General features: G+C 65.3%; 25 protein-coding genes. 16 read left to right on the forward strand and 9 right to left on the reverse strand.

Annotated features, from left to right (window positions below; all coding sequences use genetic code 11):
* Nucleotides 1-105: 105 nt before the first annotated feature.
* From xseA to BLU67_RS06470, 4 genes are read left to right on the forward strand one after another with little or no spacing between them, the layout of a single operon-like run.
* Nucleotides 106-1,377 (forward strand): exodeoxyribonuclease VII large subunit, encoded by a 1,272-nt coding sequence (gene xseA, locus BLU67_RS06455; protein WP_092563889.1) that lies wholly within the window; start codon nt 106-108, stop codon nt 1,375-1,377.
* Nucleotides 1,374-1,616 (forward strand): exodeoxyribonuclease VII small subunit, encoded by a 243-nt coding sequence (locus BLU67_RS06460; RefSeq protein WP_092563892.1) that lies wholly within the window; start codon nt 1,374-1,376, stop codon nt 1,614-1,616. Before xseA ends, BLU67_RS06460 begins: the two co-directional genes overlap by 4 nt.
* Complete coding sequence (locus tag BLU67_RS06465) at nt 1,613-2,557, forward strand: carbohydrate kinase family protein (RefSeq protein ID WP_092563895.1); 945 nt, start codon at nt 1,613-1,615, stop codon at nt 2,555-2,557. Before BLU67_RS06460 ends, BLU67_RS06465 begins: the two co-directional genes overlap by 4 nt.
* A gap of 18 nt (nt 2,558-2,575) precedes the next feature.
* Nucleotides 2,576-3,151 carry a carbonic anhydrase gene (locus tag BLU67_RS06470; protein ID WP_092563898.1) on the forward strand — a complete coding sequence of 192 codons (576 nt, stop codon included), beginning with the start codon at nt 2,576-2,578 and terminating at the stop codon, nt 3,149-3,151.
* On the opposite strand, the gene BLU67_RS06475 is transcribed toward BLU67_RS06470, so the two are convergent.
* On the reverse strand, nt 3,148-4,473 hold the full coding sequence (locus BLU67_RS06475) for a PhoH family protein (protein WP_092563901.1): 1,326 nt from the start codon (nt 4,471-4,473) through the stop codon (nt 3,148-3,150). The genes BLU67_RS06470 and BLU67_RS06475 overlap by 4 nt on opposite strands.
* 161 nt (nt 4,474-4,634) lie before the next feature.
* Here BLU67_RS06475 and aroA point away from each other — a divergent pair, with 161 nt between their 5' ends.
* From aroA to BLU67_RS06495, 4 genes are read left to right on the forward strand one after another with little or no spacing between them, the layout of a single operon-like run.
* Nucleotides 4,635-6,002 (forward strand): 3-phosphoshikimate 1-carboxyvinyltransferase, encoded by a 1,368-nt coding sequence (gene aroA, locus BLU67_RS06480; RefSeq protein WP_092563904.1) that lies wholly within the window; start codon nt 4,635-4,637, stop codon nt 6,000-6,002.
* A gap of 19 nt (nt 6,003-6,021) precedes the next feature.
* Nucleotides 6,022-6,792, forward strand: coding sequence for a shikimate dehydrogenase family protein (locus BLU67_RS06485; RefSeq protein ID WP_092563907.1), 771 nt, complete (start codon nt 6,022-6,024; stop codon nt 6,790-6,792).
* Nucleotides 6,785-8,404 (forward strand): bifunctional shikimate kinase/3-dehydroquinate synthase, encoded by a 1,620-nt coding sequence (locus tag BLU67_RS06490; protein ID WP_092563910.1) that lies wholly within the window; start codon nt 6,785-6,787, stop codon nt 8,402-8,404. The genes BLU67_RS06485 and BLU67_RS06490 overlap by 8 nt, the downstream gene beginning before the upstream one ends.
* 2 nt (nt 8,405-8,406) lie before the next feature.
* Nucleotides 8,407-8,820, forward strand: coding sequence for a type II 3-dehydroquinate dehydratase (locus BLU67_RS06495; RefSeq protein ID WP_092563913.1), 414 nt, complete (start codon nt 8,407-8,409; stop codon nt 8,818-8,820).
* On the opposite strand, the gene BLU67_RS06500 is transcribed toward BLU67_RS06495, so the two are convergent.
* On the reverse strand, nt 8,817-9,590 hold the full coding sequence (locus BLU67_RS06500; RefSeq protein ID WP_092563916.1) for an isoprenyl transferase: 774 nt from the start codon (nt 9,588-9,590) through the stop codon (nt 8,817-8,819). The genes BLU67_RS06495 and BLU67_RS06500 overlap by 4 nt on opposite strands.
* Nucleotides 9,591-9,789: 199 nt before the next feature.
* On the opposite strand from BLU67_RS06500, the gene trhA reads away from it, so the two are divergent.
* Nucleotides 9,790-10,455 (forward strand): PAQR family membrane homeostasis protein TrhA, encoded by a 666-nt coding sequence (gene trhA, locus BLU67_RS06505; RefSeq protein ID WP_092564144.1) that lies wholly within the window; start codon nt 9,790-9,792, stop codon nt 10,453-10,455.
* A gap of 61 nt (nt 10,456-10,516) precedes the next feature.
* Nucleotides 10,517-11,659, forward strand: coding sequence for a PPK2 family polyphosphate kinase (locus tag BLU67_RS06510; protein WP_092563919.1), 1,143 nt, complete (start codon nt 10,517-10,519; stop codon nt 11,657-11,659).
* On the opposite strand, the gene BLU67_RS06515 is transcribed toward BLU67_RS06510, so the two are convergent.
* The gene (locus BLU67_RS06515; RefSeq protein WP_092563922.1) at nt 11,656-12,306 is read right to left on the reverse strand and encodes a hypothetical protein; all 651 of its coding nucleotides are present in this window, start codon (nt 12,304-12,306) and stop codon (nt 11,656-11,658) included. The two genes, BLU67_RS06510 and BLU67_RS06515, sit on opposite strands and share 4 nt — an antisense overlap.
* A gap of 49 nt (nt 12,307-12,355) precedes the next feature.
* Nucleotides 12,356-13,231 (reverse strand): mycothiol conjugate amidase Mca, encoded by an 876-nt coding sequence (mca, locus tag BLU67_RS06520; RefSeq protein WP_092563925.1) that lies wholly within the window; start codon nt 13,229-13,231, stop codon nt 12,356-12,358.
* 114 nt (nt 13,232-13,345) lie between these two features.
* On the opposite strand from mca, the gene BLU67_RS06525 reads away from it, so the two are divergent.
* Nucleotides 13,346-13,738 carry a DUF4307 domain-containing protein gene (locus tag BLU67_RS06525; protein ID WP_092563928.1) on the forward strand — a complete coding sequence of 131 codons (393 nt, stop codon included), beginning with the start codon at nt 13,346-13,348 and terminating at the stop codon, nt 13,736-13,738.
* A gap of 136 nt (nt 13,739-13,874) precedes the next feature.
* A complete protein-coding gene (gene greA, locus BLU67_RS06530) occupies nt 13,875-14,360 on the forward strand; it encodes a transcription elongation factor GreA (RefSeq protein WP_410002422.1) in 486 nt (161 codons plus the stop codon).
* On the opposite strand, the gene BLU67_RS06535 is transcribed toward greA, so the two are convergent.
* On the reverse strand, nt 14,361-15,893 hold the full coding sequence (locus BLU67_RS06535) for an AI-2E family transporter (RefSeq protein ID WP_222842407.1): 1,533 nt from the start codon (nt 15,891-15,893) through the stop codon (nt 14,361-14,363).
* A 185-nt stretch (nt 15,894-16,078) separates the two neighbouring features.
* Between BLU67_RS06535 and msrA the strand changes: the two genes are divergently transcribed.
* The gene (msrA, locus tag BLU67_RS06540) at nt 16,079-16,606 is read left to right on the forward strand and encodes a peptide-methionine (S)-S-oxide reductase MsrA (protein ID WP_222842408.1); all 528 of its coding nucleotides are present in this window, start codon (nt 16,079-16,081) and stop codon (nt 16,604-16,606) included.
* 16 nt (nt 16,607-16,622) lie between these two features.
* Nucleotides 16,623-17,162 (forward strand): GNAT family N-acetyltransferase, encoded by a 540-nt coding sequence (locus BLU67_RS06545; protein WP_176780719.1) that lies wholly within the window; start codon nt 16,623-16,625, stop codon nt 17,160-17,162.
* A gap of 8 nt (nt 17,163-17,170) precedes the next feature.
* On the opposite strand, the gene BLU67_RS06550 is transcribed toward BLU67_RS06545, so the two are convergent.
* Entirely contained in the window at nt 17,171-18,037 is an 867-nt protein-coding gene (locus BLU67_RS06550) for an acyltransferase domain-containing protein (RefSeq protein ID WP_092563940.1), read from the reverse strand.
* 84 nt (nt 18,038-18,121) lie between these two features.
* On the opposite strand from BLU67_RS06550, the gene BLU67_RS06555 reads away from it, so the two are divergent.
* Nucleotides 18,122-20,464: an ATP-binding cassette domain-containing protein gene (locus tag BLU67_RS06555; RefSeq protein ID WP_092563943.1), complete on the forward strand. Its 2,343-nt coding sequence runs from the start codon at nt 18,122-18,124 to the stop codon at nt 20,462-20,464.
* On the opposite strand, the gene BLU67_RS06560 is transcribed toward BLU67_RS06555, so the two are convergent.
* Together BLU67_RS06560 and BLU67_RS06565 are read right to left on the reverse strand one after the other, a co-directional pair.
* Nucleotides 20,440-21,003 (reverse strand): protein-L-isoaspartate O-methyltransferase family protein, encoded by a 564-nt coding sequence (locus tag BLU67_RS06560; protein WP_092563946.1) that lies wholly within the window; start codon nt 21,001-21,003, stop codon nt 20,440-20,442. The two genes, BLU67_RS06555 and BLU67_RS06560, sit on opposite strands and share 25 nt — an antisense overlap.
* A gap of 1 nt (nt 21,004) precedes the next feature.
* A complete protein-coding gene (locus BLU67_RS06565; protein ID WP_092563949.1) occupies nt 21,005-21,565 on the reverse strand; it encodes a GNAT family N-acetyltransferase in 561 nt (186 codons plus the stop codon).
* Nucleotides 21,566-21,631: 66 nt separating this feature from the next.
* Between BLU67_RS06565 and BLU67_RS06570 the strand changes: the two genes are divergently transcribed.
* Nucleotides 21,632-22,264 (forward strand): thymidine kinase, encoded by a 633-nt coding sequence (locus tag BLU67_RS06570; protein WP_092563952.1) that lies wholly within the window; start codon nt 21,632-21,634, stop codon nt 22,262-22,264.
* On the opposite strand, the gene BLU67_RS06575 is transcribed toward BLU67_RS06570, so the two are convergent.
* Nucleotides 22,261-22,737 (reverse strand): hypothetical protein, encoded by a 477-nt coding sequence (locus tag BLU67_RS06575; RefSeq protein ID WP_143027358.1) that lies wholly within the window; start codon nt 22,735-22,737, stop codon nt 22,261-22,263. The two genes, BLU67_RS06570 and BLU67_RS06575, sit on opposite strands and share 4 nt — an antisense overlap.
* Between the last annotated feature and the right edge of the window lie 97 nt (nt 22,738-22,834).

The raw sequence follows: 22,834 nt of genomic DNA on the forward strand, positions 1-22,834 counted from the left end.
GGAGTAGTCACGATCCCTAGGCTACCGTGACGACCAATTTGCCGCGTTGGGGTGTGACACGTTCATCGGCCCTGCCATGTCCGTGCACTCTGACATGCTTAAGTCATGCCGCCAATCGATCGCTCGCTTGCCGCTACCGCACGGGAGACCTCCGCAGAGAACCCGTGGCCCTTGCGCCTGCTCAATACCAAGATCGATGAGTACATCAAAAAGATGAGCCCGCTGTGGGTGGAGGGCCAACTCGTCCAGGTCAATCGCCGTCCCGGCGCCGCCATGGTCTTCATGACGCTGCGCGATACCGACACCGATATGTCGATGAACGTCTCGATGTTCGCTCGGGACTTCGACGCCATCGAGGTGCCGATCGATGACGGGGCACACGTCGTGTTGCACGCCAAGCCGACGTTTTGGGTCAAGCGCGGTTCCCTGCAGCTGCAGGCCAAGGAGATTCGCTCCGTCGGGCTCGGGGCGCTGCTCGCGAAGCTAGAAGAACTCAAGCGCTTGCTCGCAGCCGAAGGACTGTTCGATCCCAAGCGCAAGGTCCCACTACCCTTCCTGCCGCGCCGCATCGGGCTTGTGTGCGGGCGGGAATCAAAGGCCGAACACGACGTTGTCGTGAACGCCCGGGCGCGCTGGCCCGGAATCGAATTCGACATCCGGGAAGTCGCCGTGCAGGGCGCCTACGCGGTGGCCGAAGTATGCGAGGCGATCGAATCGCTCGATGCCGATCCAGCCGTTGACGTCATCATCGTCGCGCGCGGCGGCGGCAGCGTGGAAGACCTCCTGCCGTTTTCCAATGAGCGCATGGTTCGGGTCGCGTCCGCGTGCGTCACTCCCCTCGTGTCCGCCATCGGGCATGAGACCGATACCCCGCTACTCGATCTCGTCGCCGATTTTCGCGCCTCCACACCCACGGACGCGGCCCGCCGCGTCGTGCCCGATGTCGCTGAGGAGCGCCGGCAGTTGTCCGTCGCGCAAGCGCGCCTCAACCAGGCAATTGAGCTGCGGCTGCAGCGAGAAGCCGAAGGCCTCGCGGCGCTGCGCCGCCATCCCGTCATGGCCCGCCCCGAGGTCATGCTCGACCGGCAGGCCGAGCTCCTGGTTTCGACTCGCGAGCGCCTCTCCCGGCACGTCGCTCATCTCATCGACCTCGCCGCGGCCGATATCACCCGGCTGCGTTCACGGGTGCGGGACCTCTCCCCCGCGACGGTCTTGGAGCGAGGCTACGCCGTCGTGCGTGACCGCGAGGGCCACGTCATCACCGACGCCGAACAGGTCACCGTCGGTGACCGTTATGACGTCATCGTCCATCGCGGCCGGATCGGCGTCGAAGTCGTTGCCGCCACCACCGAGAGCTTCACGGAAGGATCCTCATGACAGACCAACGCCCCGATATTGCCTCCCTCGGCTACGAACAAGCGCGAGACGAACTAGTCCGCGTCGTCCAACAACTGGAGTCCGGCGGTGCCGGCCTGGAAGAATCACTACAGCTGTGGGAACGCGGCGAAGCCCTCGCCAACCGATGCGAGGAGTGGCTCGCCGGCGCGCGGGAGCGCCTCGCGGAAGCCAAGACTCGCCGCGATCAGCCCGAGGATTCAACCGAGGAGCGTTCATGACCGGCACCATTCTCGTGATCGGCGAGGCCCTGATCGACGAAGTCCACCGCGGCGAGGACGTCGCCCGCCATCCGGGCGGCTCGCCCGCCAACGTCGCGCTCGGTCTCGCTCGCCTCGATAACGAGGTCACGCTCCTATCGCAATGGGGCAGCGACGCCGACGGCGAGCTCCTGAGCGATCACCTCACGGACTCCGGGGTTGAGATCTTTCCCGGCACCCGCACCGCGGCAGACACCTCCCGCGCCATCGCGACGCTCGACGAGGCGGGCGCCGCGACCTACGATTTCCAGCTCTCGTGGGACCCGCAGCCCGATGGCGACTTCTCCGAGGTCTTCCACGTCCATACCGGATCGATCGCCACCGTGATCCAGCCCGGTGCCGCCACGGTCGAGCGCCTGGTCGCTGCCCTGCGCTCCCAGGCGACGATCTCCCTAGACCCCAACGCCCGGCCGACCCTCATGGGTGAACCTCACGAGGCGTTCGCCCAAATCTCCCAGCTGCTCGTCAATGCCGACATCGTCAAGGCCTCCGATGAGGACGTGGATTGGTTCACCGGCGGTAGCCCTGTCACGGCCGTGGCCCAGGAGTGGCTCGATCGCGGGGCAGGCCTCGTCGTCATCACCAAAGGGGCCGACGGCGTGAGCGTCTACAGTGCCAGCGGTGAGGCGTCCCAGCCCGCATTTTCCACGACCGTCGCCGATACTGTGGGCGCGGGCGATTCGCTCATGGGCGGGCTCATCGATGCGCTCGGTCGCCTCGACCTGCTCGGGGCCCACCGCCGCCAGGAACTCAAGGCCATCAGCCAGGATGACCTTTCCAAGGTCGTGACGTGGGCGAGCGCGATTTCTGCGATCACGGTATCGCGCGACGGCGCGAACCCGCCAACGACCGCCGAGGTTCGGGACTTCCTATCTGAGCGGGACATCGCCTCCCCCTTTTAGGATCGGTAAGCTGCCACCATGACGAATGCGTGGCACACCCCCGACGGGGCCCTGCAGCTCCTGATCGAAGGCAACACTCGCTTCGCCTCCGGGCACCCGCACCACCCCCGCCAGGACGCCGCCGCGCGCGCCACGCTCCTGAATGGCCAAACACCGCACACCTGCGTGATTTCCTGCGCGGATTCGCGCGTCCCCCCGGAAATCCTGTTTGATCAGGGCTTCGGCGACATGTTCGTCGTGCGCAACGGCGGCCACATCCCCACCGATGTCGTCATCGCCTCAGCCGAATTCGCGCACGTCGTCGCCAAATGCTCCCTCATCGTCGTTCTCGGCCACGAGGGCTGCAAGGCCTTGGAGTTCGCGCGAGTGATCCGCGCTGGCGAGGACGTCGACCTACCCGGCTCAACCTCGGTGTTGACCAACGGTGTCATCGCCGATCTCGTCAACGACGACGGTTCGCTCTTCCCCACGGTTTCGCGCATCGTCGATCGGCTCCGCGGCTCCCAGGTGATCACGAAAGCCGAAAAGGCCGGCAAGATCCGCGTGCTCGGTGCCGGATACCACCTGCACAGCGGCCTGGTGGAGTGGCTCTAGTCCAGCAGGCTTGTCACGAGATCAGCGATCTCGCTTCGCTCCGACTTCGTAAGCGTCACGTGCGCGAAGAGCTTGTGGTTCTTGAGCTTTTCGATCACTGCCACGACGCCATCGTGACGCCCCACGCGAAGGTTGTCGCGCTGGGCGATGTCGTGGGTGAGGATCACCTTCGCGTTCTGACCCACGCGCGATAGGACCGTCAAAAGGACGTTGCGCTCCAGCGACTGTGCCTCATCGACGATGACGAAGGCATCGTGCAGGGTGCGGCCACGAATGTGGGTGAGCGGCAGGATCTCAAGCAGGCCGCGTGTCGCCACTTCTTCGGTCACCTCCGGAGCAACGACGGCAGACAGGGTGTCATAGACGGCCTGGCCCCACGGGTCCATCTTTTCCGCCTCCGAGCCGGGTAGGTAGCCCAGTTGCTGACCGCCCACGGCATATAGGGGACGGAAGACCATGATCTTGCGGTATTTGCGCTGCTCGAGGGTGAGCTCCAAGCCCGCCGCCAGGGCGAGCGCAGACTTACCAGTTCCGGCCCGACCGCCAAGGGAGAGGATCCCGATGTCATCGTTCATGAGGTGTTCGATCGCAACCCGCTGTTCAGCGCTGCGCCCGCGCAGTCCGAAGATCTCGCGATCGGTGCGGATGACACGCAGTTTGCCGTCGGCCCCGACCGTGCCGAGCGCGGAACCACGCGCGGAGGTCAGGATCACCCCGGTATGGATAGGCTGGTCGGCCAGCTCATCGCCGGCCAGCAGGTTATCGATCTCGAGCTCGCCGTGTTCCCACAGCTGCGACATTTCCTCTTCGGTCAGCTCGGCCCGCGTCATTCCCGTCCAGCCGGACTCGATAACCTGCTGCGCCAAATACTCCTCGGATGCGAGGCCGACTGCAGAGGCCTTCACACGCATCGGCAGGTCCTTGGAGACCACGACGACGTCGTGGCCGTCGGCCGCGAGCTGCGCGGCTACGGACAGGATCCGCGAATCGTTGTCCCCGAGCTGGAGCCCAGACGGCAGCGCATCGGACTTCTCGTGCTGCAAATCGACCCACAACCGGCCGCCGTCGCCGACGGGAACCGGCATATCCAGCCGGCCAAACTCGACGCGCAGGTCATCGAGCGCGTGCAGGGCCTGGCGGGCGTAGTAGCCGAGTTCGGGGTGGGAGCGTTTCAGCTCGAGTTCCGTGACCACGATGATCGGAAGCACGACATCATGCTCCGCGAATCGCTGCAGGGCGCCGGGATCGGACAGGAGAACGGAGGTGTCGATGAGATAGGTGCGCACACCCTCTCGACGTTCGATGAGCGGTGTGGACGTCATATCTGAAACCTAACCGGCAAGCCGGCTGCGTGCATGCTCGCCGCGCCAACGGGCGGCAAGGCCGCCAAGAGTTTGCCCGCTGCTCACCTCGCCGCTACTCGGACAGCGCGGCCGCCACCTTTGCGCTGCGCCACAATAGGGGCAGCGACGAAGGAGAAATCATGAGCTTGCGGCCCGCGCGCCTCGCCGGAACGATCACGGTTCCGGCCAATAAATCGGTGGCCCAACGCGCCCTCATTGCCTCCGCCTTGGCCGGCGAGCGCCTCGCCGATCCGCCGCAGTTGCGCATCGAGAATCCCGGCGCCGACATCGTCTCCACCGCGCACGCGATGGCGGACCTCGGCGCCCTGAGCATCGACGTTCTGACCGACGACCTGCTGGTCGCGACTTGCTATGGCGCCCCCGAAACCCTCGGCGCCCCCGACTCGCCCCTCGTTCTCGATTGCGGAAACTCGGGAACCGGCATGCGGCTGCTCATGGGAGCCCTCGCCGGCCTGCTCGCCGATCGCGAAGGCGCCGTCACCCTCACCGGGGATTCCTCGCTGTCGAGCCGGCCCATGGAGCGGGTGGCCGCGCCGCTGCGCGAGATGGGTGCTCGCATCGAAACATCAAAGGGCACCGCCCCCGTCACGATCACCGGCCCGGCCCCGCTGCACTCCATCGATATCGAGCTGCCCGTGCCCTCGGCCCAAGTCCTCGCCGCCCTGTGCTTTGCCGCGCTGGCCGCCCCCGGCACCACCCGCATCACGCTGCCCGGACCCTCGCGCGACCACACCGAGCGCTTCTTCGCCTTTTGTGGCGTCGATATCCGCCGCGAGGGCGCCCCGCAAACCCGCACGACGATCACCGGGCCCGCGCGCCTTGCCCTGCGCGAATTCAGTGTCCCCGGCGACGAGTCCTCCGCGGCCTTCTGGCTCGTGGCGGCCACCATCCACCCCGACGCCGACCTCACGCTGCCCTCCGTCGGCCTCAACCCCACCCGCACGGCCCTGATCGCCACGCTGCGCCACATGGGCGCCGACATCACCGTCACTCCCGATGACACGACCGGTCCGGAACCCTCCGGCACGATCGAGGTCCGCTCCGCACCGCTGCTGTCCCCCATCACCATCGCGGGCGCCGAGACCGCAGACCTCATCGATGAACTGCCCATCCTCGCCCTCGCGATGGCGGGCGCCGGCGGCACCAGCGAACTTCGCGACGCCGCCGAGATGCGCGTCAAGGAATCCGACCGCATCGCCCTGACCTGCGCGATGCTCACCGCCGCCGGCATCGACGTCACCGAAACTCCCGACGGCTGGCGCATCACGGGCTCGCCGCGCCGCTACCCCAGTGCCGACGCACCGCCCGTAACGATCCGGACCGACGGCGATCACCGCATCGCCATGGCCGCCGCGATCCTCACCGCGAGCCAGCTGGCGCCCCGCGCGATCATCGCCGACGATCCGCACTGCGCGGCGGTCTCCTATCCCGGCTTCGCGGCCGATCTCGCCGCGGTAACTGAACGCCGCGACGCGCCGCAGCAGTGATCCGGGGGATACTAGGCGCATGACCGGGCGCACGTTCACTCTCTTTGGCCATCACATCGGCTATTCGGCCTCCCCGGTGATCATGGCCGCGGCCTTTGCCGCCCTCGACATGCCCCACCGCTACACGCTGAGCGACGTCAGCCCCGAGGACTTTCCCGCCGCACTGAACGCGCTGCGCGGCACCGACGGCGGCGCCAATGTCACCGTCCCGCACAAGCAGCGCGCCGCCGAACTCGTCGACGAACTCACCGGCCCGGCCGCGCGCCTGGGCGCCGTCAACACGATCGAGGTCGACGGGGACCGCCTCATCGGCCACAACACCGACTATCCCGCGATCCTCGACGAGCTCGACGCCCTCGGAACAAAGCCCCGCCGGGCCGCCGTCCTCGGTGCGGGCGGCGCCGCGAGCGCCGTCACCCTGGCCCTTGCCGAGCGCGGTATCGAGGCCACAACGCTCGCGCGCCGGACCGGCACGTGGGGGCAGATTGCGGCCGAAGTGCCGCGCTGCGACCTGCTCATTAACGCCACCCCAATCGGCACGCAGTCCGATCAGCTACCCGTCGATCGGGACCTGCTGCGCAGCGATCTCGCGGTCTTCGATCTCGTCTACCGGCCCACGCCCACCGCGCTCGTGGCCGCCGCCCGCGAGCTCGGCGCACCCGCGCGCGCCGGCGCTGGGATGCTCGCCGGCCAGGGCGCCCGCGCCCTTGAGATCTGGACGGGAACCGAGGTCCCGGTGCGCCCTATGCTTACCGCCCTGCTGACAACCCTGGGAGCCAGCCATGTCTAGTGTCATCCTCGTCGGAATGCCCGGCGTCGGAAAGACGACCGTCGGGACCGAGCTCGCGCGCTCGCTTAACCTGCCCTTTATCGACCTCGACGAGGTCTTTGCCCGCGAGGAGAACGCGAGCCCCGCGGACTATATCCGCGCCCACGGCGAGGCTGCTTTCCGCGCCCGCGAGAGCGCGCTCATCACCCGCGTCGTCACCGGCGATGCCGCCGTCTATGCCACGGGCGGCGGCGCCGTCGTCGATCCGATCGCACGCTGGCACCTGTGGCATGCGGGCACCGTCGTCTGGCTCGACGCGCCCGATCACGTGCTGCGCAACCGGTTGTCGATGGATGAAACGCAGCGGCCGCTCACGACGACGGCCGAGCAGCTAGCCGAGCGCCGCACCCAGCGCCTGCCCTACTACCGCGCGGCCGATATCCACGTCGATTCGACGGCGCAGGCCGAGCGGATCGCCGCCCACATCGCCGAGCAGCTCGCCGATCTCAGCCGGGCGCGCGCTGCCGGCCGGCCCGATCCGGGCCGCCTGCTGTTCAAGATGATGACGCGCCGAGATCACCCGATGGGCCCGGCGCAGGCGACGATCGCCTTTGCCGACCGGCTGCCCGGCGCCTTCCTGTCCGATCTCTTCGCGGACGCCTCGGCCGGCACGCCGGTGCTCGTGGCGGATAAGAACCCCGCCGCCGCGCACCCCGACCTCATGAGCATCCTGCCGAGCTCGCGGCAGTGGCTGCTCGACGCCGGAGAGAAAAACAAGCGCCTCGCCACCGCCGAAGCGCTGCTGGAGTTCGCCGCGAGCGTGCGCGCTGAACGCAAGGACGCCTGGCTGGCGCTCGGCGGCGGCACGACGGGCGATCTCGTCGGCACCGCCGCGGCGCTGTACATGCGCGGCGCGCCGCTCATCCAACTGCCGACGACGTGGCTCGCGATGAGCGATGCCGCGATCGGCGGCAAGGTCGCCGTAGACCTGTCGGCCGCGAAGAACTCGGCTGGCGCGTTCTGGCCGCCCGTCGCCGTCATCGCCGACGTGTCCACGCTGACCTCGCTGCCGCGCGATCTCCTGCTCGATGGCATGGGCGAAACCCTGAAGTCGGGCCTCATCGGCGATCCCTGGCTCTTTGACCTCGTCGAGGCCAAGGGCCGCGCCGCCCTGTCGACGAGCGAGCCCGATCTGGCGGCGCGCTACGCCATGATCGAGCGGTCCGCGCTGCTCAAGCTCGGCGTCGTCGAGCGCGATCCCTTCGAGGAGGGCGAGCGCCGCAACCTGAACCTCGGCCACACGATCGGCCACGCGCTCGAGATCGAATCCGGCTACCGCCTGCCCCACGGCCGCGCCGTCATCTTGGGCCTGCGCGCCGTCGCCCACATCGCCCGCGGGCGCGGCGCCGATCCGGCCTTCATTCAGCGCATCGACGACGTCGCGGCGGACCTCGGTTTCGAACTCACCCGCCGCTTCGATCCCGCCGTCGTCACGAGCGCCCTGAAGGGCGACAAGAAATCGCACCGCGGCAAGGTGCGCTGGATCCTGCCGATGGCGCTCGGCGAGGTCGTCCAGGCCGATGACGTGAGTGAAGCCGAAATCGATGCGGCCCTCGCGGCCATCTCGGAGTAGCGATGCGTATCCTCGTCGTCAACGGCCCGAACCTTTCGATGCTCGGCACCCGCCAGCCGGAGATTTACGGCTCGATGAGCCTTGCCGAGATCATCGCGGAGATGCGCGAGCACGCCGCCGGGCGCGGCCATGAGCTCGCTGATTTCCAGTCCAATCACGAAGGCAGCGCGATCGACCGGCTCGAGCAGCGCGACTTCGATGCGCTCATCATCAACCCCGGCGCGTGGACGCACTACTCCTATGCGCTGCGCGACGCCCTGGCCGCGCTGAGCTGCCCCATCATCGAGGTGCATATCTCCGACGTCGAGGCGCGCGAGGACTTCCGCAAGATCAACGTCATCCGCGACGTGACGAGCGCCCACATCGTCGGCCGCGGCTGGCCGGGCTACCTCGAGGCGATCGACGCGCTCGGCTAACGCCCCATCCGCCGTTCGCGCTGCCCGTAGTCACGCAGCGCGCGCAAGAAATCGGTGCGCCGAAAATCCGGCCAGTACGCCTCACAGAAGTAGTACTCAGAGTGCACGGATTGCCACAGCAAAAAGCCGCCGAGGCGCTGCTCCCCGCTCGTGCGGATGACGAGGTCCGGATCGGGTAGACCCGCAGTGTACAGGTGCGCGGTGATGTCCTCGACGGTGAGCGAATCGGCGACCTCACTGAGTTCGCGGCCACTCGCGGCCTGGGAGCGCAGGAAGTTTCGCACGGCGTCGGTGATCTCGTGCCGTCCCCCGTAGCCGACGGCCACGTTGACGACCATCGCGTCCTTCGCCACTCCGCTGCGGCGATTGCGCGCTTCGGCCTCCGCCAAACAGGTGCTGGCCGCCTCGGGCAGCAGTTCGAGCGCCCCGGCGACCCGCAGGCGCCACCGCCCGTCGTCGGCGATCTTGTCGACGGCGCCGCAGATGATGTCGAGCAGCTGGCTGAGCTCGTCGCTGGAGCGCGAGAGGTTATCGGTGGACAGCATCCACAGGGTGACAACGTCGACGCCCGCATCCGCGCTCCAGGTGAGCAGCTCGGAGATCTTGTCGGCGCCCTTTTGATGTCCGTGGAAGGCGGGTGTGCCGAGGGCCTTGGCCCAGCGCCGATTGCCGTCCAAAATAACGCCGATATGCCGCGGAACGTTGTGCTTGTCGAGCTGGCGCGCAAGCCGTCGCTCGTACATCGGATACAGCAGCGAGCTCAAAGCCATGTGCGTTCCTTCCTCGCGGGTGCGTGGCGGGTTTCCCTTCCGTCATTGTGTCAGGAAAATAGGGACGTGAGATGGACTTCTTCTGCTCGACTCTATCCAACACGTGTGGTTACGATGGCGTAGGTTACGAGTGCGTAAGTTAGGAGGGTTCATGACTCATCACGTGAAGATTCGCTCGACGTCATCCACGTCTGCCCGCATGGCTGATCGGATGGAGGATATGTTCGAACAGGTCAAGCCCCGCTTCCGCGGCTGGATCCACGCCGTCACCGCTCCGCTCGCGCTCGCCGCCGGCATCGTCCTTATCGCGCTGACCCCGACCGCCATGGGCAAGATCGCGGTCTCCATCTTTGCCGCCAGCACCGTCGTGCTGTTTGGGCATTCGGCGGTCTATCACCGCGGCACGTGGTCCGCGAAGGTCGGGGCGATCCTGCGCCGGATGGATCACGCCAACATTTTCTTGCTCATTGCCGGAACCTATACCCCGCTCTCGCTCTTCCTCCTCGACCGCGCCACCGCGACGACGGTGCTCACCGTTGTCTGGGGCGGCGCCCTCGCCGGAATCCTGCTGCGCGTGCTGTGGCTGCACGCCCCACGCTGGCTGTACGTGCCGCTATACATTGCCCTTGGCTGGGTGGCCGTCTGGTTCCTGCCGCAGTTCTGGCACGCCGGTGGGCCCGCGATCGTTTGGCTCGTGGTCGCCGGCGGCATCTCCTACACGCTCGGGGCCGTCGTCTACGCGCTGAAGTGGCCGGATCCCGCACCACGCTGGTTCGGCTTCCACGAGATTTTCCACGTCTGCACGGTCATCGGGTACGCCTGCCACTGCGTCGCGGTCTTCATGGCTGCGCTCACCTTGCGCTAGCGAGGTAACGCGCGTGGTGACGCGCGGAGCTCTAGGCTGGTGGCATCGAAAGGAGCCACCGATGTCAACCTTCCTCACTCCCCCTTGGGAGCTTCACCGCGCGAGCGCCGATACCGTCCTGGCCGATATCGACCCCGATGCCACGCCCGGCTGGGACGCGGGCAAATCCGCCGCTGAAGAGTTCATGGCGGCGCGCGGCGAACTGCTGTCCGAACTGCAAGAACGGCTCTACGCCAACGGTCGCAGCGGCGGTGACAAGTCCGTGCTCCTGGTCGTGCAGGGAATGGATACTTCGGGCAAGGGCGGCGTCGTCCGACACGTGCTTGGGATGGTTGACCCCCAGGGTGTCGCGCTGCGCTCCTTTGGAGTGCCGACGGCAGAGGAGAAGAAGCATCACTATCTGTGGCGAATCCGCCGCGCCCTGCCGCCGGCGGGCAAGATCGGCGTCTTTGACCGTTCGCACTACGAGGACGTCCTCGTCGTGCGGGTCGACAAGCTCGAACCGAAGACGGTGTGGGAGCCACGCTACGAGGAGCTCGTGAAGTTCGAGCAGAAGGCGGTCGATAGCGGTATCACCGTGATTAAGGTGATGCTGCATATCTCCAAGCAGGAGCAGGGGCTGCGCCTCATGGAGCGCCTGGACCGGGCAGATAAGCACTGGAAGTTCAACCCGCATGACATCGATGCGCGCTCCAAATGGGAGGACTACCAGCAGGCCTACCAGGATGCGATCCAAAGGACGACCACCGACGAAGCGCCCTGGTACATCGTGCCCGCAAACAGCAAGTGGTACTCGCGACTCGTGATCACCGAGTTGCTGACCAAGGCCCTGCTGGACCTGGATCTGCAGTGGCCCACTCCGCGCTGGCACGTCGATGTCCAGCAGCGGCGGTTGAAGGAGACCATGGAGCCCGAGACGATCGAGCTCGCGGACAAGAACGCGCCGAAGGCCGAGGCAAAGACCGAGGCCGAGCGCGAAGAGCTGCAGGAAATGGTCGCCGACTTCGTCGACGACTACGAGCCGATCGACTCTAAGGACGACGGCAGAAAAGACAAGCAGAAAAAGAAGGACAAGAAAAAGTCCGAAGACAAGAAGCAATCCAAGAAAAAGGACGACGATAAAAAGTCGAAGAAGAAGGACAAGGACAAGAAGTCCAAGAAAGATAAGAAGGCTAAGAAGGACAAGAAAAAGAAGAAGTCCTAGCCTTCGAACCTCTCTCGCAGCCAGCTAGCGAGGGTGCCGTCAGCGATTCGCGCGTCGATGAGTTCATGCTCGCTCGGGTCCTCGATCACGACGACGAGGTGTTCCTCATCGCGCGCATCATCGCGGGCCATGATGACCTCGCCGTCTTCGCTACCGGCCAGCGCGAATGATGGCGACAGGCCCAACTCTTGGAGCGTGGTCCAGACGATCTCGGCACGCTTCTCATACGGTTCGCTGAAGCGTCCCTCGTCTCCGCCCCACACGGAAGGAATGCCGTCCGGAGTGCGGGGGAAGGGAGTGGACGCTAGGTCGCCGCGGCGCTCGAGCTCTTCCCGCGCTTCACTGTCCGGGTCGTATTCGGGAGCACGTTGCCCCAGGACGGTCTGCGCGTAAGGCCCTTGGGTGGGCTTGAGATTCGGGTCGATCGGAATGTGGCGACGCCGGTCTCCTGATGCTTCACCGTAAAGCTCTTCTTCCCGCTCATCAGCGTGGAACGTGGCCTTGCGGATGTGTCGCGAAAACGAGCTGAACAGCAGCCAGCCGCAGATCGCGAGCACAAGGAAGGTCATGAATCCGTAGATGCCGGGCGACACGAGGTACGGATCGATCTTCGCCGGCGGCGAGGGCTCAACACTTAGCCAAATCATGGACGGGGCACACCCTTTGATCGCGAATTTCTGCTGTCTTCAGTCTATGTCAGCGGACTTTGTCGCTGTCCGCGTCATCGTCGATTCCGGCGAACAGGTCATCTTCCATTTCGGCGACGTCTACGACCGTGCGAGCCAGCTCGAATTCTTCCCACGGCCAGACTTCCGCTTCGAGATCGCGTGGCACTTGGAAGAAGAACCCTTCGGGGTCGATCTGGGTGGCGTGTGCGCGCAGCGCAGCGTCTCGCTGCGGGAAGTAGTCACTGACCTCGATCCGAGCGGTCGCGGTGCGCTGCGGGCGATCACCCCTGCTCTTGAGCCATTCCATAAAGGGAGACTCCAGATCCCGTTCGATCATCGCGTCGTGAATCGCGACCAGCCGATCCTGACTGAACGAGACGTCGTAGTAGACCTTTGAGACCTGCCACGGCTCGCCCAATTCCGGGTGGTAGTCCGGGTCCGCTGCGGCATCGACCGCGGCAAGCGAAATCTTGTGGGTGGCAATGTGATCGGGGTGTGGGTAACCGCCGATCTCGTTGTATGTGGTGAGCACATGCGGCCGAAAATCTCGTATCTGGGCCACGAGCGCGGGCACGGTCTGCGAATCGGGCGCCAATGCAAAGCAGCCTTCCGGCAGTGGCGGCATCGGATCACCCTCGGGCAGACCGGAATCGACAAACCCCAGCCAGGCGTGCTCGATCCCAAGCGCCCGGGCTGCGGCGGCCATTTCGGAGCGGCGCACGGTCACGAGGTTATCGATGATCTGGGCATCGTTTTCGAGGCGGGGATTAAGAATGTCGCCGCGTTCACCGCCAGTGCAGGTGACAACGCGAACCCGGTGGCCCTCGGCGACATACTTCGCCATCGTGCCGGCCCCCTTACTCGCCTCGTCATCAGGATGGGCATGCACTGCCATCATCCGCATAGGTGTCACCTCACATAGGACATGTCCGATTAACTCCAAGTGATCTTACTCGGAAGGTCTCACCGCACGCGCCCCCAGGTCAGCTGTGAGCTGAAGTCTGGCTAGGATGAGGCCATGACCTCCACCGATCAATACCTGCGCGACCGCTACGGCTCGCCCGAGGGAAAGAACCGGTTACTCTGGCTCGGTGGCGCCATCGCGGGTCTCCTTATTGCTATCTGGTTGATTTCGCAAGCTGTTGCGATCACGAGCCCGCAAGCACACTCCGACGTCCTTGGCTCGACCGTGAACTCGGACTCCTCAATCACAGTGCGATACAACGTCACCAGCGATCTGGATGCCACCGTCCGCTGCACCGTACGGGCGTTCAATGAAAACTCCATCGAGGTCGGCGTCAACGAGGTCGAGACCACAATCGAGACGCAACCGACCACCGTGGAGGTCGAACTCATGACGACCCAGCGAGCAGCTCGCGGGGATGTCACCGACTGCATCGTGCTCAAATAGCGGAAATTCAGCGAGCGCTGCGAAAAGTCGCGGTGCTATAATCGAGCGATCAACCGCTGAGCTACCAGATTTTCACAGCTGTGTAGCGATGTTTCACCTCGGCGAAGGGCCGGGGTGGTCTTTTTTGTATGGAGGAATCGTGACTGAGACCTGGCTGACGCAAGAGTCCTACGACCGCCTGAGCGCTGAGCTTGAACACCTCAGCACGGAGGGCCGCGCCGAAGTTGTCGCTCGCATCGATGCCGCGCGTCAGGAAGGCGATCTGAAGGAAAATGGCGGCTACCACGCTGCCCGGGACGAGCAGTCCAAGCTCGAGGCCCGCATCCAGCAGCTGACCGAACTGCTGCGCGACGCGCAGGTTGGCGAAGCGCCCGCCGACGACGGCGTGGCAGAGCCTGGCACCGTCGTACACGCGAAGGTCGATGGCAAGGACATGACGTTCCTCATCGGCTCGCGGGAAGCGGCCGTCGATGTGGACCCGGCCCTGAAGGTGTTCTCGGAGTCCTCTCCCATCGGCGCAGCCGTCATCGGCCACAAGGTCGGCGACAGCGTGTCCTATGAAGCACCGAACGGCTCGACCGTGAAGGTGAAGATCACCGAGGTCGAGCCGTTCCGTGGCTAGTTAATCTCTGGGCGCACCCTTGGTGCGCTCATCGGCCGCGTCCGCGTGGGCTTCCGCCTGCTCCGCATGATCGGTAGCAGATTCGGCATCAGCCTTCGCGGATGCGGCTTTTTGCTTGGCCAGCGCGGCCTTGACCTTGGCTTTTTCGGCGCGAATCGCGGCGCGCTCTGATTCGGTCAGGTCCTCGATCTCGTCCTCGTTGATCCCATCGACGATCTCGGCGGCCTCGCGGTGCTCCGCAACATCGATGGAGTCCCCGAACGTGCCTTCGATCTGTTCCGAGAATGCTCCCGGTGGCCCTCCGGGCCGAGCCGGGTCGGAGGCGAGCGCCGGGAATTTATCTCGACCGTTGAAGTACAAAATCACGGTGTTCAAGAAGGCGACGAACGGCACGACAAACAGGGCACCCACGATGCCCGCGATATACGTCGCGCCCGCCACCGCGAGCAGCACCGCAACAGGGTGCAGAGAAACCGCGTGGCCCATGAGGAAGGGCTGCAGCACGTTACCTTCGATCTGCTGAACCGCGAGAACCACGATGAGCATGAAGACCGCGGTCGACAAGCCGTGGGATACGAGCGCAACGAGAACAGCGATCGTACCGGTGACAAGGGCACCAACAATCGGCACGAAGGAGCCGAGGAAGACGAGCACACCGAGCGGGAGGTACAGCGGGACACCCAGCAGCCAGGCACCGACGCCAATACCGATCGCATCGACAGCCGCCACCAGGATCTGGGTGCGGGCGTAGCCGCGAAGCGATAGCCAGCCGCGAATCGCGGCTTCGTGCGTGCGCTCGCGAGCGCTGACCGGCAGCAGGCGGACGCACCACAGCCAGATCCGTCGGCCTTCCATCAGGAAGAAGAACAGGCAGAAAATCGCGATGAGTGCGCCGGACAGGACCTGGCCGAGCGAGGAGGTAATGCTCAGAGCGCCGGAAGCCAGGGCGGTCGCGTTGTCCTGAACCTTGGAGACCAGCTCCGCCTGGAACTCGTTGATCTTGGTCGCATCGATATGCAGCGGCCCTTCGGACAGCCACGTGAGCAACCGGTCAAAACCTGCGGCGGCGGAATCCGCGATATCCGCGAAACCGTCGACGAGTGCCTGGCCAGCGAAGGTCAGCAGCGCGGCGATCGCCGCAAGGGTACCGACGACGGTCGTGAGTGCAGCAAGGGCGCGCGGGAAACGCAGGTAGCGACGAAGCCACTGGTTGATGGGTTCGAGCAAGACCGCGATCAGGGTCGCGACCAGCAGCGGAACGACGATGATCTGCATCCAGTACAGCGCGTAGACGAGGACAGCGAGCCCCGTCACGATGATCAGCAGGCGCCATGACCACTCAGCTGCCGCCCGTACGCTCCAGGGAACTACGGCGTCGGGATCGTCATCGGTTTTCGCATTGACGGAGACGAGTGCCTCTTCCGGAAAACGATTGGCGTTGCCAGCCACGCGCACTCGCTCAGCCGACTCCACCATCTTCATTTTCGAGGTGCGGGCGATCGTGCGAATCCAATTCGGGGTCGCAGGTGACATGGTGAGCATCGCTTTCGACGAATAATCGGTACTGGATACGACTGTAGTTTACGGCGCGCCACTCAGCTCATTGACTTGCGGCGCCGCAAATCAGGGCGCGCAGCAAGATTTCACTCCTTCGCGCTACGCCAGCGGCGTATCGCTCCCTCTTCAGTCGGATTGACATGCTGAGTTACGATCACGCTATGTCGAATTCTCCAGCCTCCCAGGAATCTATTGGTCTCGCCCTCGGTTGCTTTTGGGGCGCCCAAAAACTCCTCGATTCCCTCGACGGGGTAAGCGAGACGACCGTCGGTTACATGGGCGGCGACGCTTCCCATCCGTCCTACCGCCAGGTATGTAGCGGCAGCACCGGGCACGCAGAGACCGTGTGGGTGACCTACGACCCGGAGCAGATCGATGTCGCTGACATCCTCAAGGTGTTCTTGGAAAACCACGATCCGACTCAGGGCGATCGTCAGGGCAATGACGTTGGCAGCCAGTACCGCTCGGTTGTGTTCCCGACGACGACGGAGCAGGCCGCAACTGCTCGCCAGCTCATCGCCGATTATGAGCCGCGCCTAGCCGAGGCCGGATACGGGCCGATCACGACGACGGTCGAAGAACCCGGCGCCCACGAGTATTGGCTGGCCGAAGAAGAACACCAGCACTACTTGAAGAAAAACCCGTTCGGATACTGCCCGGTTCACGCCACCGGCGTGACCTGTGGTTAGTTCTCACCCCGGCAATGTGATTTCACTTCAGACTACGCAGCTGCGACTACGAGAGTTCGAACCGCGAGATCTCGCGACGGTTCTTAAGCTGCATCAGCATCGGCTGCTCGCCCAGTTCATCCCATCCGCCATCACTCCTGACGAGGCCGCTGCAAAGCGACACCTCCAGCGATTCATGTCCGGACATGAGGATCCCCGGCACGGCTACTGGCTGATTGAGCGCCGGGACCGGGGCGGCACGACCGAACCCGTGGGAATGATCCTGGTCAAACCCATTCCGCCTTCCGGTGGCGCAGCGCCTTCAGAAACGGAAATCGGCTGGCGCGTCATGGAGCGCCACGGCGGGAACGGGTACATGAGCGAAGCTGCCAGGGCCGTGATCACAGCCCTCTTCGCTGCGGGACTAGACGAGGTCGTAGCGGTCACCCATCCGGACAATGTGGCCTCGCAAGCGGTCGCCAAGCGCGCCGGGATGCGAGAAATTGGCCTGAGCACCGCGTACTACGACACGCAGACCCTCCTTTTTCGGGCTAGCTCGAGCGACGTCGCGCGGTGACGGCGCGCTCAAGGGTTGGGCGTGTAGGTCCCGATCCCTCGATGCCACCCGCGCCCATCGAGTAACCGTTCGCGAATGGCTCGTTCGAGTCGGGTCGTTGAAGGCAGGTCCTCCAGGTCGTAGGGCGGACGGCGATCGAAGACAAAGAACACCACCCCGTCGACATCCTCGACACTCTCAGTGATCCGCCAGCGCCGCGCAAAGTGAGCGAGGTTGGATCCTGGAGTGATCTCCTCAAGTGCGGGGTTTAGCAGCCAGGAGTCACACCAAAAGGTGCGAGCAAACTCGGGATTGCCGCGCGCAAGATCAGGAAAGTGACGAGGAAAAAACTCGCTCGCTTCAGCAAACGAGTCGTTGACAGCCTCAGGTAGCAGCGGCCCGGTCGCTGGGATGTGCGTGCCAAGGCGCCAGCGGCCATCGGGGCCGCGGTGCAGGTCGAACTGGAGCCGCCCAAGCGTGTACAGCCTCCCGGTATAGAGCAGCGAGGTCCACGGCAGCGTATGCAAACCGAGTTCACCGAACGTTCTGCGGTGCACGCGCACCTGCTGCGCCAGGTCCGCGAGCGCCTCGCTCGACCGCGCCGAAGTGATCCCGCGAGACCTATGAAACGCGCGCGGCGCTTCGATTGCGACGAGGTGCGCAACAAGTGCGGTGAGGCCTCCCGCGGGTAGTGGCGCTGGCTCCGTCTCCAGGCCGACGGCTCGATGAAGCGCCCCCGCTGCCTGCCCGATCCTGCTCACTTCCGCGTCGTCCGAAAGGATGCCTGCAAGGGCCGCGAATAGCTCGGCGACGTCCTCGGTATCGAAACCAAGCTCGTCAACAATGGGCCCGAGCCTCGAGCGGGCGAGGCGCTCACGCACCTGGGAGGAGTCCATTGGTTCAGCCTAGTTGGCCGCCCGCCCCCGGGGCTGACGGCAGAGTACAGTTACCTAGCCGGAGCGAATGAAGTGGAGACCCCCATGCACGCAGCCGATAGCCACGACCTCATCAAAGTGCGAGGCGCCCGAGTCAATAACCTGAAAGATATCGACGTTGATCTGCCCAAACGCCGCCTGACCGTCGTCACGGGCGTCTCGGGCTCGGGCAAGTCATCGCTCGTCTTCGGCACGATCGCGGCCGAATCCCAGCGGCTCATCAACGAGACCTATCCGGCGTTCGTCCAAGGCTTCATGCAAGCCCCTGCTCGCCCGGATGTCGACGACCTGCAAATCCTCTCGGCGGCGATCGCCGTCGATCAGGAGCGGCTCGGCGCTAATGCCCGCTCCACCGTCGGGACCGCGACGGATGCCCTGCACATGCTGCGGCTGATCTTTTCTCGCCTTTCAACCCCGCACGTCGGGCCCGCGACGGCCTTTTCCTTCAACGTCGCTTCCGCGACCGGTCACGGCGCTTTGAAGGTGAACAAGGGCAAGGCGAAGGCCGAGCGCAAGGACTTCGAAATCATCGGCGGGATGTGCCCGAATTGTGAGGGCCTGGGGCGCGTCTCCGATATCAACCTCGAGGCGATCATCGATCGGGACAAGACGCTCAATGAGGGCGCGATTCTCGCCCCGAACTTCGGGCCCGGGACCTGGTACTGGGTCTACTACGGTGAGTCCCCGAAGCTCGACCCGGATACCCCGATCAAGGATTTCACCGCCGAGCAGTACGACTACTTCATGTACGGCGAGCCGGAGAAGATCAAGCTCCGCACCGGGATCAACACGACGTACGAGGGCCTCATCCCGAAGATTCGTCGCGTCTTTTTGGACAAGGAAACCGAGGTCAAGCAGGCGCACGTGCGAGCGTTCATCGAGCGGGCCGCATCGTTTACGCCTTGCCCCGAGTGTGGCGGCACCCGGCTGAACGAGGCCGCGCGCACCGCGACCGTTGCGGGCGCGACGCTGCCCGAGCTGTGCGCGATGCAGGTCGATGCACTTAAGGTCTGGGCCGATCAGCTGGCCGAGCCCAAGATCGCTCCCGTGCTCACCGGGCTTTCGGCGATCCTCGCGGCGATGGTCGATGTCGGCCTGGGATACCTCAGTCTCGACCGCGAGTCAGGCACGCTCTCGGGTGGTGAGGCCCAGCGGGTGAAGATGATCCGGCACCTCGGCTCGGCGCTAACGGACATCATCTACGTCTTTGACGAGCCAACCGTCGGACTGCACCCCCACGACATTGCTCGGATGAACTCGCTGCTGCTGGGGCTGCGCGACAAGGGCAACACCGTCCTCGTCGTCGAACACAAGCCCGAGGTGATGGAGATCGCCGACCACCTCATCGACATCGGACCCGGCGCCGGCAGCGCGGGCGGCAAGGTGACGTTCGAGGGCAGCTTCGCCGAACTGACGGCAACGGACACCATCACGGCCCGCTCGCTGGCTACCCGCAGCCCGCTGCGCACGGAGGTTCGGAAGCCGAATGGCGTCATCGAGATTCGTGGCGCCGCGACGAACAATTTGAAGGACGTCGACGTCGATATCCCGCTCGGCGTGCTCACCGTCGTCACGGGCGTCGCCGGCAGCGGGAAGTCCTCCCTCATCCACGGCTCGCTCGCGGCCCGCGAGGACGTTCTCGTCGTCGACCAGTCCGCAATCAAGGGCTCGCGGCGCTCCAACCCCGCGACATATACCGGCCTGCTCGATCCCATCCGGACGATGTTTGCGAAGGCTAACGGCGTCAAACCCGCGCTCTTCTCGCCAAACTCGGCGGGCGCCTGCCCCACCTGCAGCGGCCAAGGCGTCATCTACACCGACCTCGCCATGATGGCGGGCGTCGCGACGACGTGCCCCGAATGCGAGGGCCGGCGCTTCCAGCCAGAAGTATTGACCTATCGCCTCGACGGGCACACGATCGCCGACGTCCTAAACATGACGGTGGAGCGCGCCGCGGAGGTTTTCACGAGCGGCAAGCCGAAGAAGATCCTCGCTACCCTCATCGACGTGGGCCTCGGTTACCTGCGCCTGGGCCAGCCGCTCTCGACGCTGTCGGGCGGTGAGCGACAGCGGATCAAGCTGGCGACGCAGCTCGGTCCCGAAGCCGCTATCTACGTGCTCGACGAGCCAACCTCGGGCCTGCACCTGGCCGACACCGCGCATTTGATCGAGATGCTCCACCGGCTGGTTGCGGCCGGACACACCATCGTCGTGATCGAACACAACCTCGCTGTCATGGCGCAGGCCGATCACCTCATCGACGTCGGCCCCGGCGCCGGACATGACGGCGGCGAGATCGTCTTCACCGGCACGCCGCGTGAGCTCGCGGCCGCCGAGACCCTCACCGGCCAGGCGCTTTCGGCCTACAGCAAGGGCACGAAGGTGTAGGCACCGTGCTCGCTAATCGCGATCTCGCCGTCGTCATCGCGTCGCACCCGCACCATCGTCGTGCCCACCGGGATCACCATGATGCCGCCGGGCGCGAGCTGGTCGATGAGCTGGCTCGGCAGCTCACGAGCTGAGGCCGACACGAGGATACGATCAAAGGGCGCCTCCTGCGGAGCGCCGAGTACGCCCGGCTCAGCAAGGCGAATCCTCGCCCACGGCCGATTCATCGCCGCTAGGTTTGCGCTGCCGAACTCGGCGAGCTCGGTGACGCGTTCGGTGCCGATGACGAGTCCGACCGGCCCAACGAGGTGAGCGAGCAGCGCCGTCGACCACCCGCTGCCGGCCCCCACATCAAGGACCCGGGCACCGGGTGGGACCTCGAGCAAGTTGAGCATGTCGGCAACGGTGCGCGGCTGCGAGTTCGTCTGCCCGTGCCCGATCGGGATGGGCATATCCCAGGTGGCGTGCGCACGCGATCGCTCGGGCAGGAACCCCTGGCGAGGAGTTGCCGTGAAGGCGTCGCTGACGCGCGGATCCATCTCAGCTGTGCTCCCCGATCAGGGGCGGCCAGGTCGAGGTATCCGCCGCGAGCGTCTCACACGTGGGAACCGGGTCATCGTGCAGCCGGCCGTAGGTGCGCACGTCGAGGCGCTCGCCGTCGATGAGGAATTTGCCGCGCTCGACCCCCTCCCACGTGAAGCCGGCCACGAGCGCCACCCGGCCCGAGGCAGGATTGTTCGCGCGGTGGCCAAGCTCCAGGCGTTCGAGCCCGCCCTCGCCAAGCGCCCAGTTGGCGACGGTCGTCGTGGCGCGCGAGGTCAGTCCCTTGCCGCGGTGCTCGGCGTGCATCCAGTACCAGACCCAGCCGACGAGGTTCACGCGGTCGATGCTGATCCCCACGCAGCCCACGACGTGGTCCACTACGACGATCCCGAAGGCGCGCGTCGCGGAATCGACACCACTCGCCCACCGCGTATATGCCGCCGCGCTCGCCTCATCGCGAACATCGCCTTGCCGCGCCATATCGGGCGCGGATGAGAACGCGGCGAGGACATCGCCGGCATCCTGGAGCTGAAGCGGTCGCAGCGTCGCTAAGGTCATGCCCCATTATCGCCCACGCCGGTACACTGGGGCCGACGCCCCACCCTCACGATCCAAAGGACGCCCGTGGCCAAGCTGTATTTTCGCTATGGAGCGATGAACTCCGGCAAATCCACTGCCCTGCTGCAGGCCGCCTACAACTACGAGGAACGTGGCCAGCGCGTCCTGCTCGGCAAGCCCCGCATCGACACCAAGGGCGAGGACACGATCGTCTCCCGTCTCGGGGTCGCCCGCCCCGTGGATTTCCTTCTCGGCCCCGACGACAACGCCCGCGAGATCATCTCCGCCCTCGCCGCCGGCGACGCACCCGATACCCTCGTCCCGCACGTCGACATCGCGCCGCTCGCGTGTGTCCTTGTCGACGAGGCCCAGTTCTTCACCCCGGAGCAAATCGACGATTTCTTGCGCATTGCGATCCTTGATAACGTTCCCGTCCTCGCCTACGGCATTCGCACCGACTTCCAGACGCGCGCCTTCCCGGGTGCCCGCCGCCTGCTCGAGATCGCGCACAGCCTAGAAGAACTCAAGACGATCTGCCGCTGCGGCCGCAAAGCCATGTTCAACGGCCGACGAATCGGCGAGGATTTCGTCTTTTCCGGCTCCCAGGTCGCCATCGACGGGGTCGACGTCACCTACGAATCGCTGTGCGCCCAGTGCTACCTGCGCGAATCCGGCGGCGAGCTCGAGCCCGGAGCCTAGGGCGTCGGCACCAAGATATCCGCGAGCGCCGCGAGCAACGGGTGGGAGGTCACCGGCTCATCGAGCAGAGGGTGGGAGCCATCCGGCCATAGCTTCGGCGGCTGCCCCGCAGCGCCCCACACCAGGAGCCCCTCCCAGTAGCTCGGCATGTCATCACGCACCACCATGGCGCGTCGGGCCCGAGTAGACCCGTCATCGAATTCAATCGGCGACTTTTCCAGGACACGGAAGACCGTGCCCTCCAACGGCACGTGGAAGGACGTCAAACCAAACGGCCCCGCAAGGACCATTGGCTGGTCACCACGAAACGTCGCCACATCGGTGGGCTCAGCGAGCTTACGCATCACCGTTTCGGCGTAACGCCCCGCGACACAATCCTTGTTCGAGTCGAACAATACGATCTCGCCACCACGCGTGACGTGGCACTGGCCCACCACACGCTCTTCGCTCCACGGCTCGTCATCATGGGTCACCAGGAGTTTCCAGCCCTGGTCACCGGGTAAGTCATAACTGATCTGATAAGGCGACCCCATCGCCTCACATTCCAGCCACTCATGCGCTACTCCGTAG

This window comes from Bowdeniella nasicola, assembly GCF_900107735.1.
Taxonomy (GTDB): Bacteria; Actinomycetota; Actinomycetes; order Actinomycetales; family Actinomycetaceae; genus Bowdeniella; species Bowdeniella massiliensis.

Bases quoted from the DNA above. Each gene is read 5' to 3' on its own strand.
- xseA (WP_092563889.1), top strand. From the start codon at position 106: ATGCCGCCAATCGATCGCTCGCTTGCCGCTACCGCACGGGAGACCTCC.
- BLU67_RS06460 (WP_092563892.1), top strand. From the start codon at position 1,374: ATGACAGACCAACGCCCCGATATTGCCTCCCTCGGCTACGAACAAGCG.
- BLU67_RS06465 (WP_092563895.1), top strand. From the start codon at position 1,613: ATGACCGGCACCATTCTCGTGATCGGCGAGGCCCTGATCGACGAAGTC.
- BLU67_RS06470 (WP_092563898.1), top strand. From the start codon at position 2,576: ATGACGAATGCGTGGCACACCCCCGACGGGGCCCTGCAGCTCCTGATC.
- BLU67_RS06475 (WP_092563901.1), bottom strand. From the start codon at position 4,473: ATGACGTCCACACCGCTCATCGAACGTCGAGAGGGTGTGCGCACCTAT.
- aroA (WP_092563904.1), top strand. From the start codon at position 4,635: ATGAGCTTGCGGCCCGCGCGCCTCGCCGGAACGATCACGGTTCCGGCC.
- BLU67_RS06485 (WP_092563907.1), top strand. From the start codon at position 6,022: ATGACCGGGCGCACGTTCACTCTCTTTGGCCATCACATCGGCTATTCG.
- BLU67_RS06490 (WP_092563910.1), top strand. From the start codon at position 6,785: ATGTCTAGTGTCATCCTCGTCGGAATGCCCGGCGTCGGAAAGACGACC.
- BLU67_RS06495 (WP_092563913.1), top strand. From the start codon at position 8,407: ATGCGTATCCTCGTCGTCAACGGCCCGAACCTTTCGATGCTCGGCACC.
- BLU67_RS06500 (WP_092563916.1), bottom strand. From the start codon at position 9,590: ATGGCTTTGAGCTCGCTGCTGTATCCGATGTACGAGCGACGGCTTGCG.
- trhA (WP_092564144.1), top strand. From the start codon at position 9,790: ATGGCTGATCGGATGGAGGATATGTTCGAACAGGTCAAGCCCCGCTTC.
- BLU67_RS06510 (WP_092563919.1), top strand. From the start codon at position 10,517: ATGTCAACCTTCCTCACTCCCCCTTGGGAGCTTCACCGCGCGAGCGCC.
- BLU67_RS06515 (WP_092563922.1), bottom strand. From the start codon at position 12,306: ATGATTTGGCTAAGTGTTGAGCCCTCGCCGCCGGCGAAGATCGATCCG.
- mca (WP_092563925.1), bottom strand. From the start codon at position 13,231: ATGCGGATGATGGCAGTGCATGCCCATCCTGATGACGAGGCGAGTAAG.
- BLU67_RS06525 (WP_092563928.1), top strand. From the start codon at position 13,346: ATGACCTCCACCGATCAATACCTGCGCGACCGCTACGGCTCGCCCGAG.
- BLU67_RS06535 (WP_222842407.1), bottom strand. From the start codon at position 15,893: ATGTCACCTGCGACCCCGAATTGGATTCGCACGATCGCCCGCACCTCG.
- msrA (WP_222842408.1), top strand. From the start codon at position 16,079: ATGTCGAATTCTCCAGCCTCCCAGGAATCTATTGGTCTCGCCCTCGGT.
- BLU67_RS06550 (WP_092563940.1), bottom strand. From the start codon at position 18,037: ATGGACTCCTCCCAGGTGCGTGAGCGCCTCGCCCGCTCGAGGCTCGGG.
- BLU67_RS06555 (WP_092563943.1), top strand. From the start codon at position 18,122: ATGCACGCAGCCGATAGCCACGACCTCATCAAAGTGCGAGGCGCCCGA.
- BLU67_RS06560 (WP_092563946.1), bottom strand. From the start codon at position 21,003: ATGGATCCGCGCGTCAGCGACGCCTTCACGGCAACTCCTCGCCAGGGG.
- BLU67_RS06565 (WP_092563949.1), bottom strand. From the start codon at position 21,565: ATGACCTTAGCGACGCTGCGACCGCTTCAGCTCCAGGATGCCGGCGAT.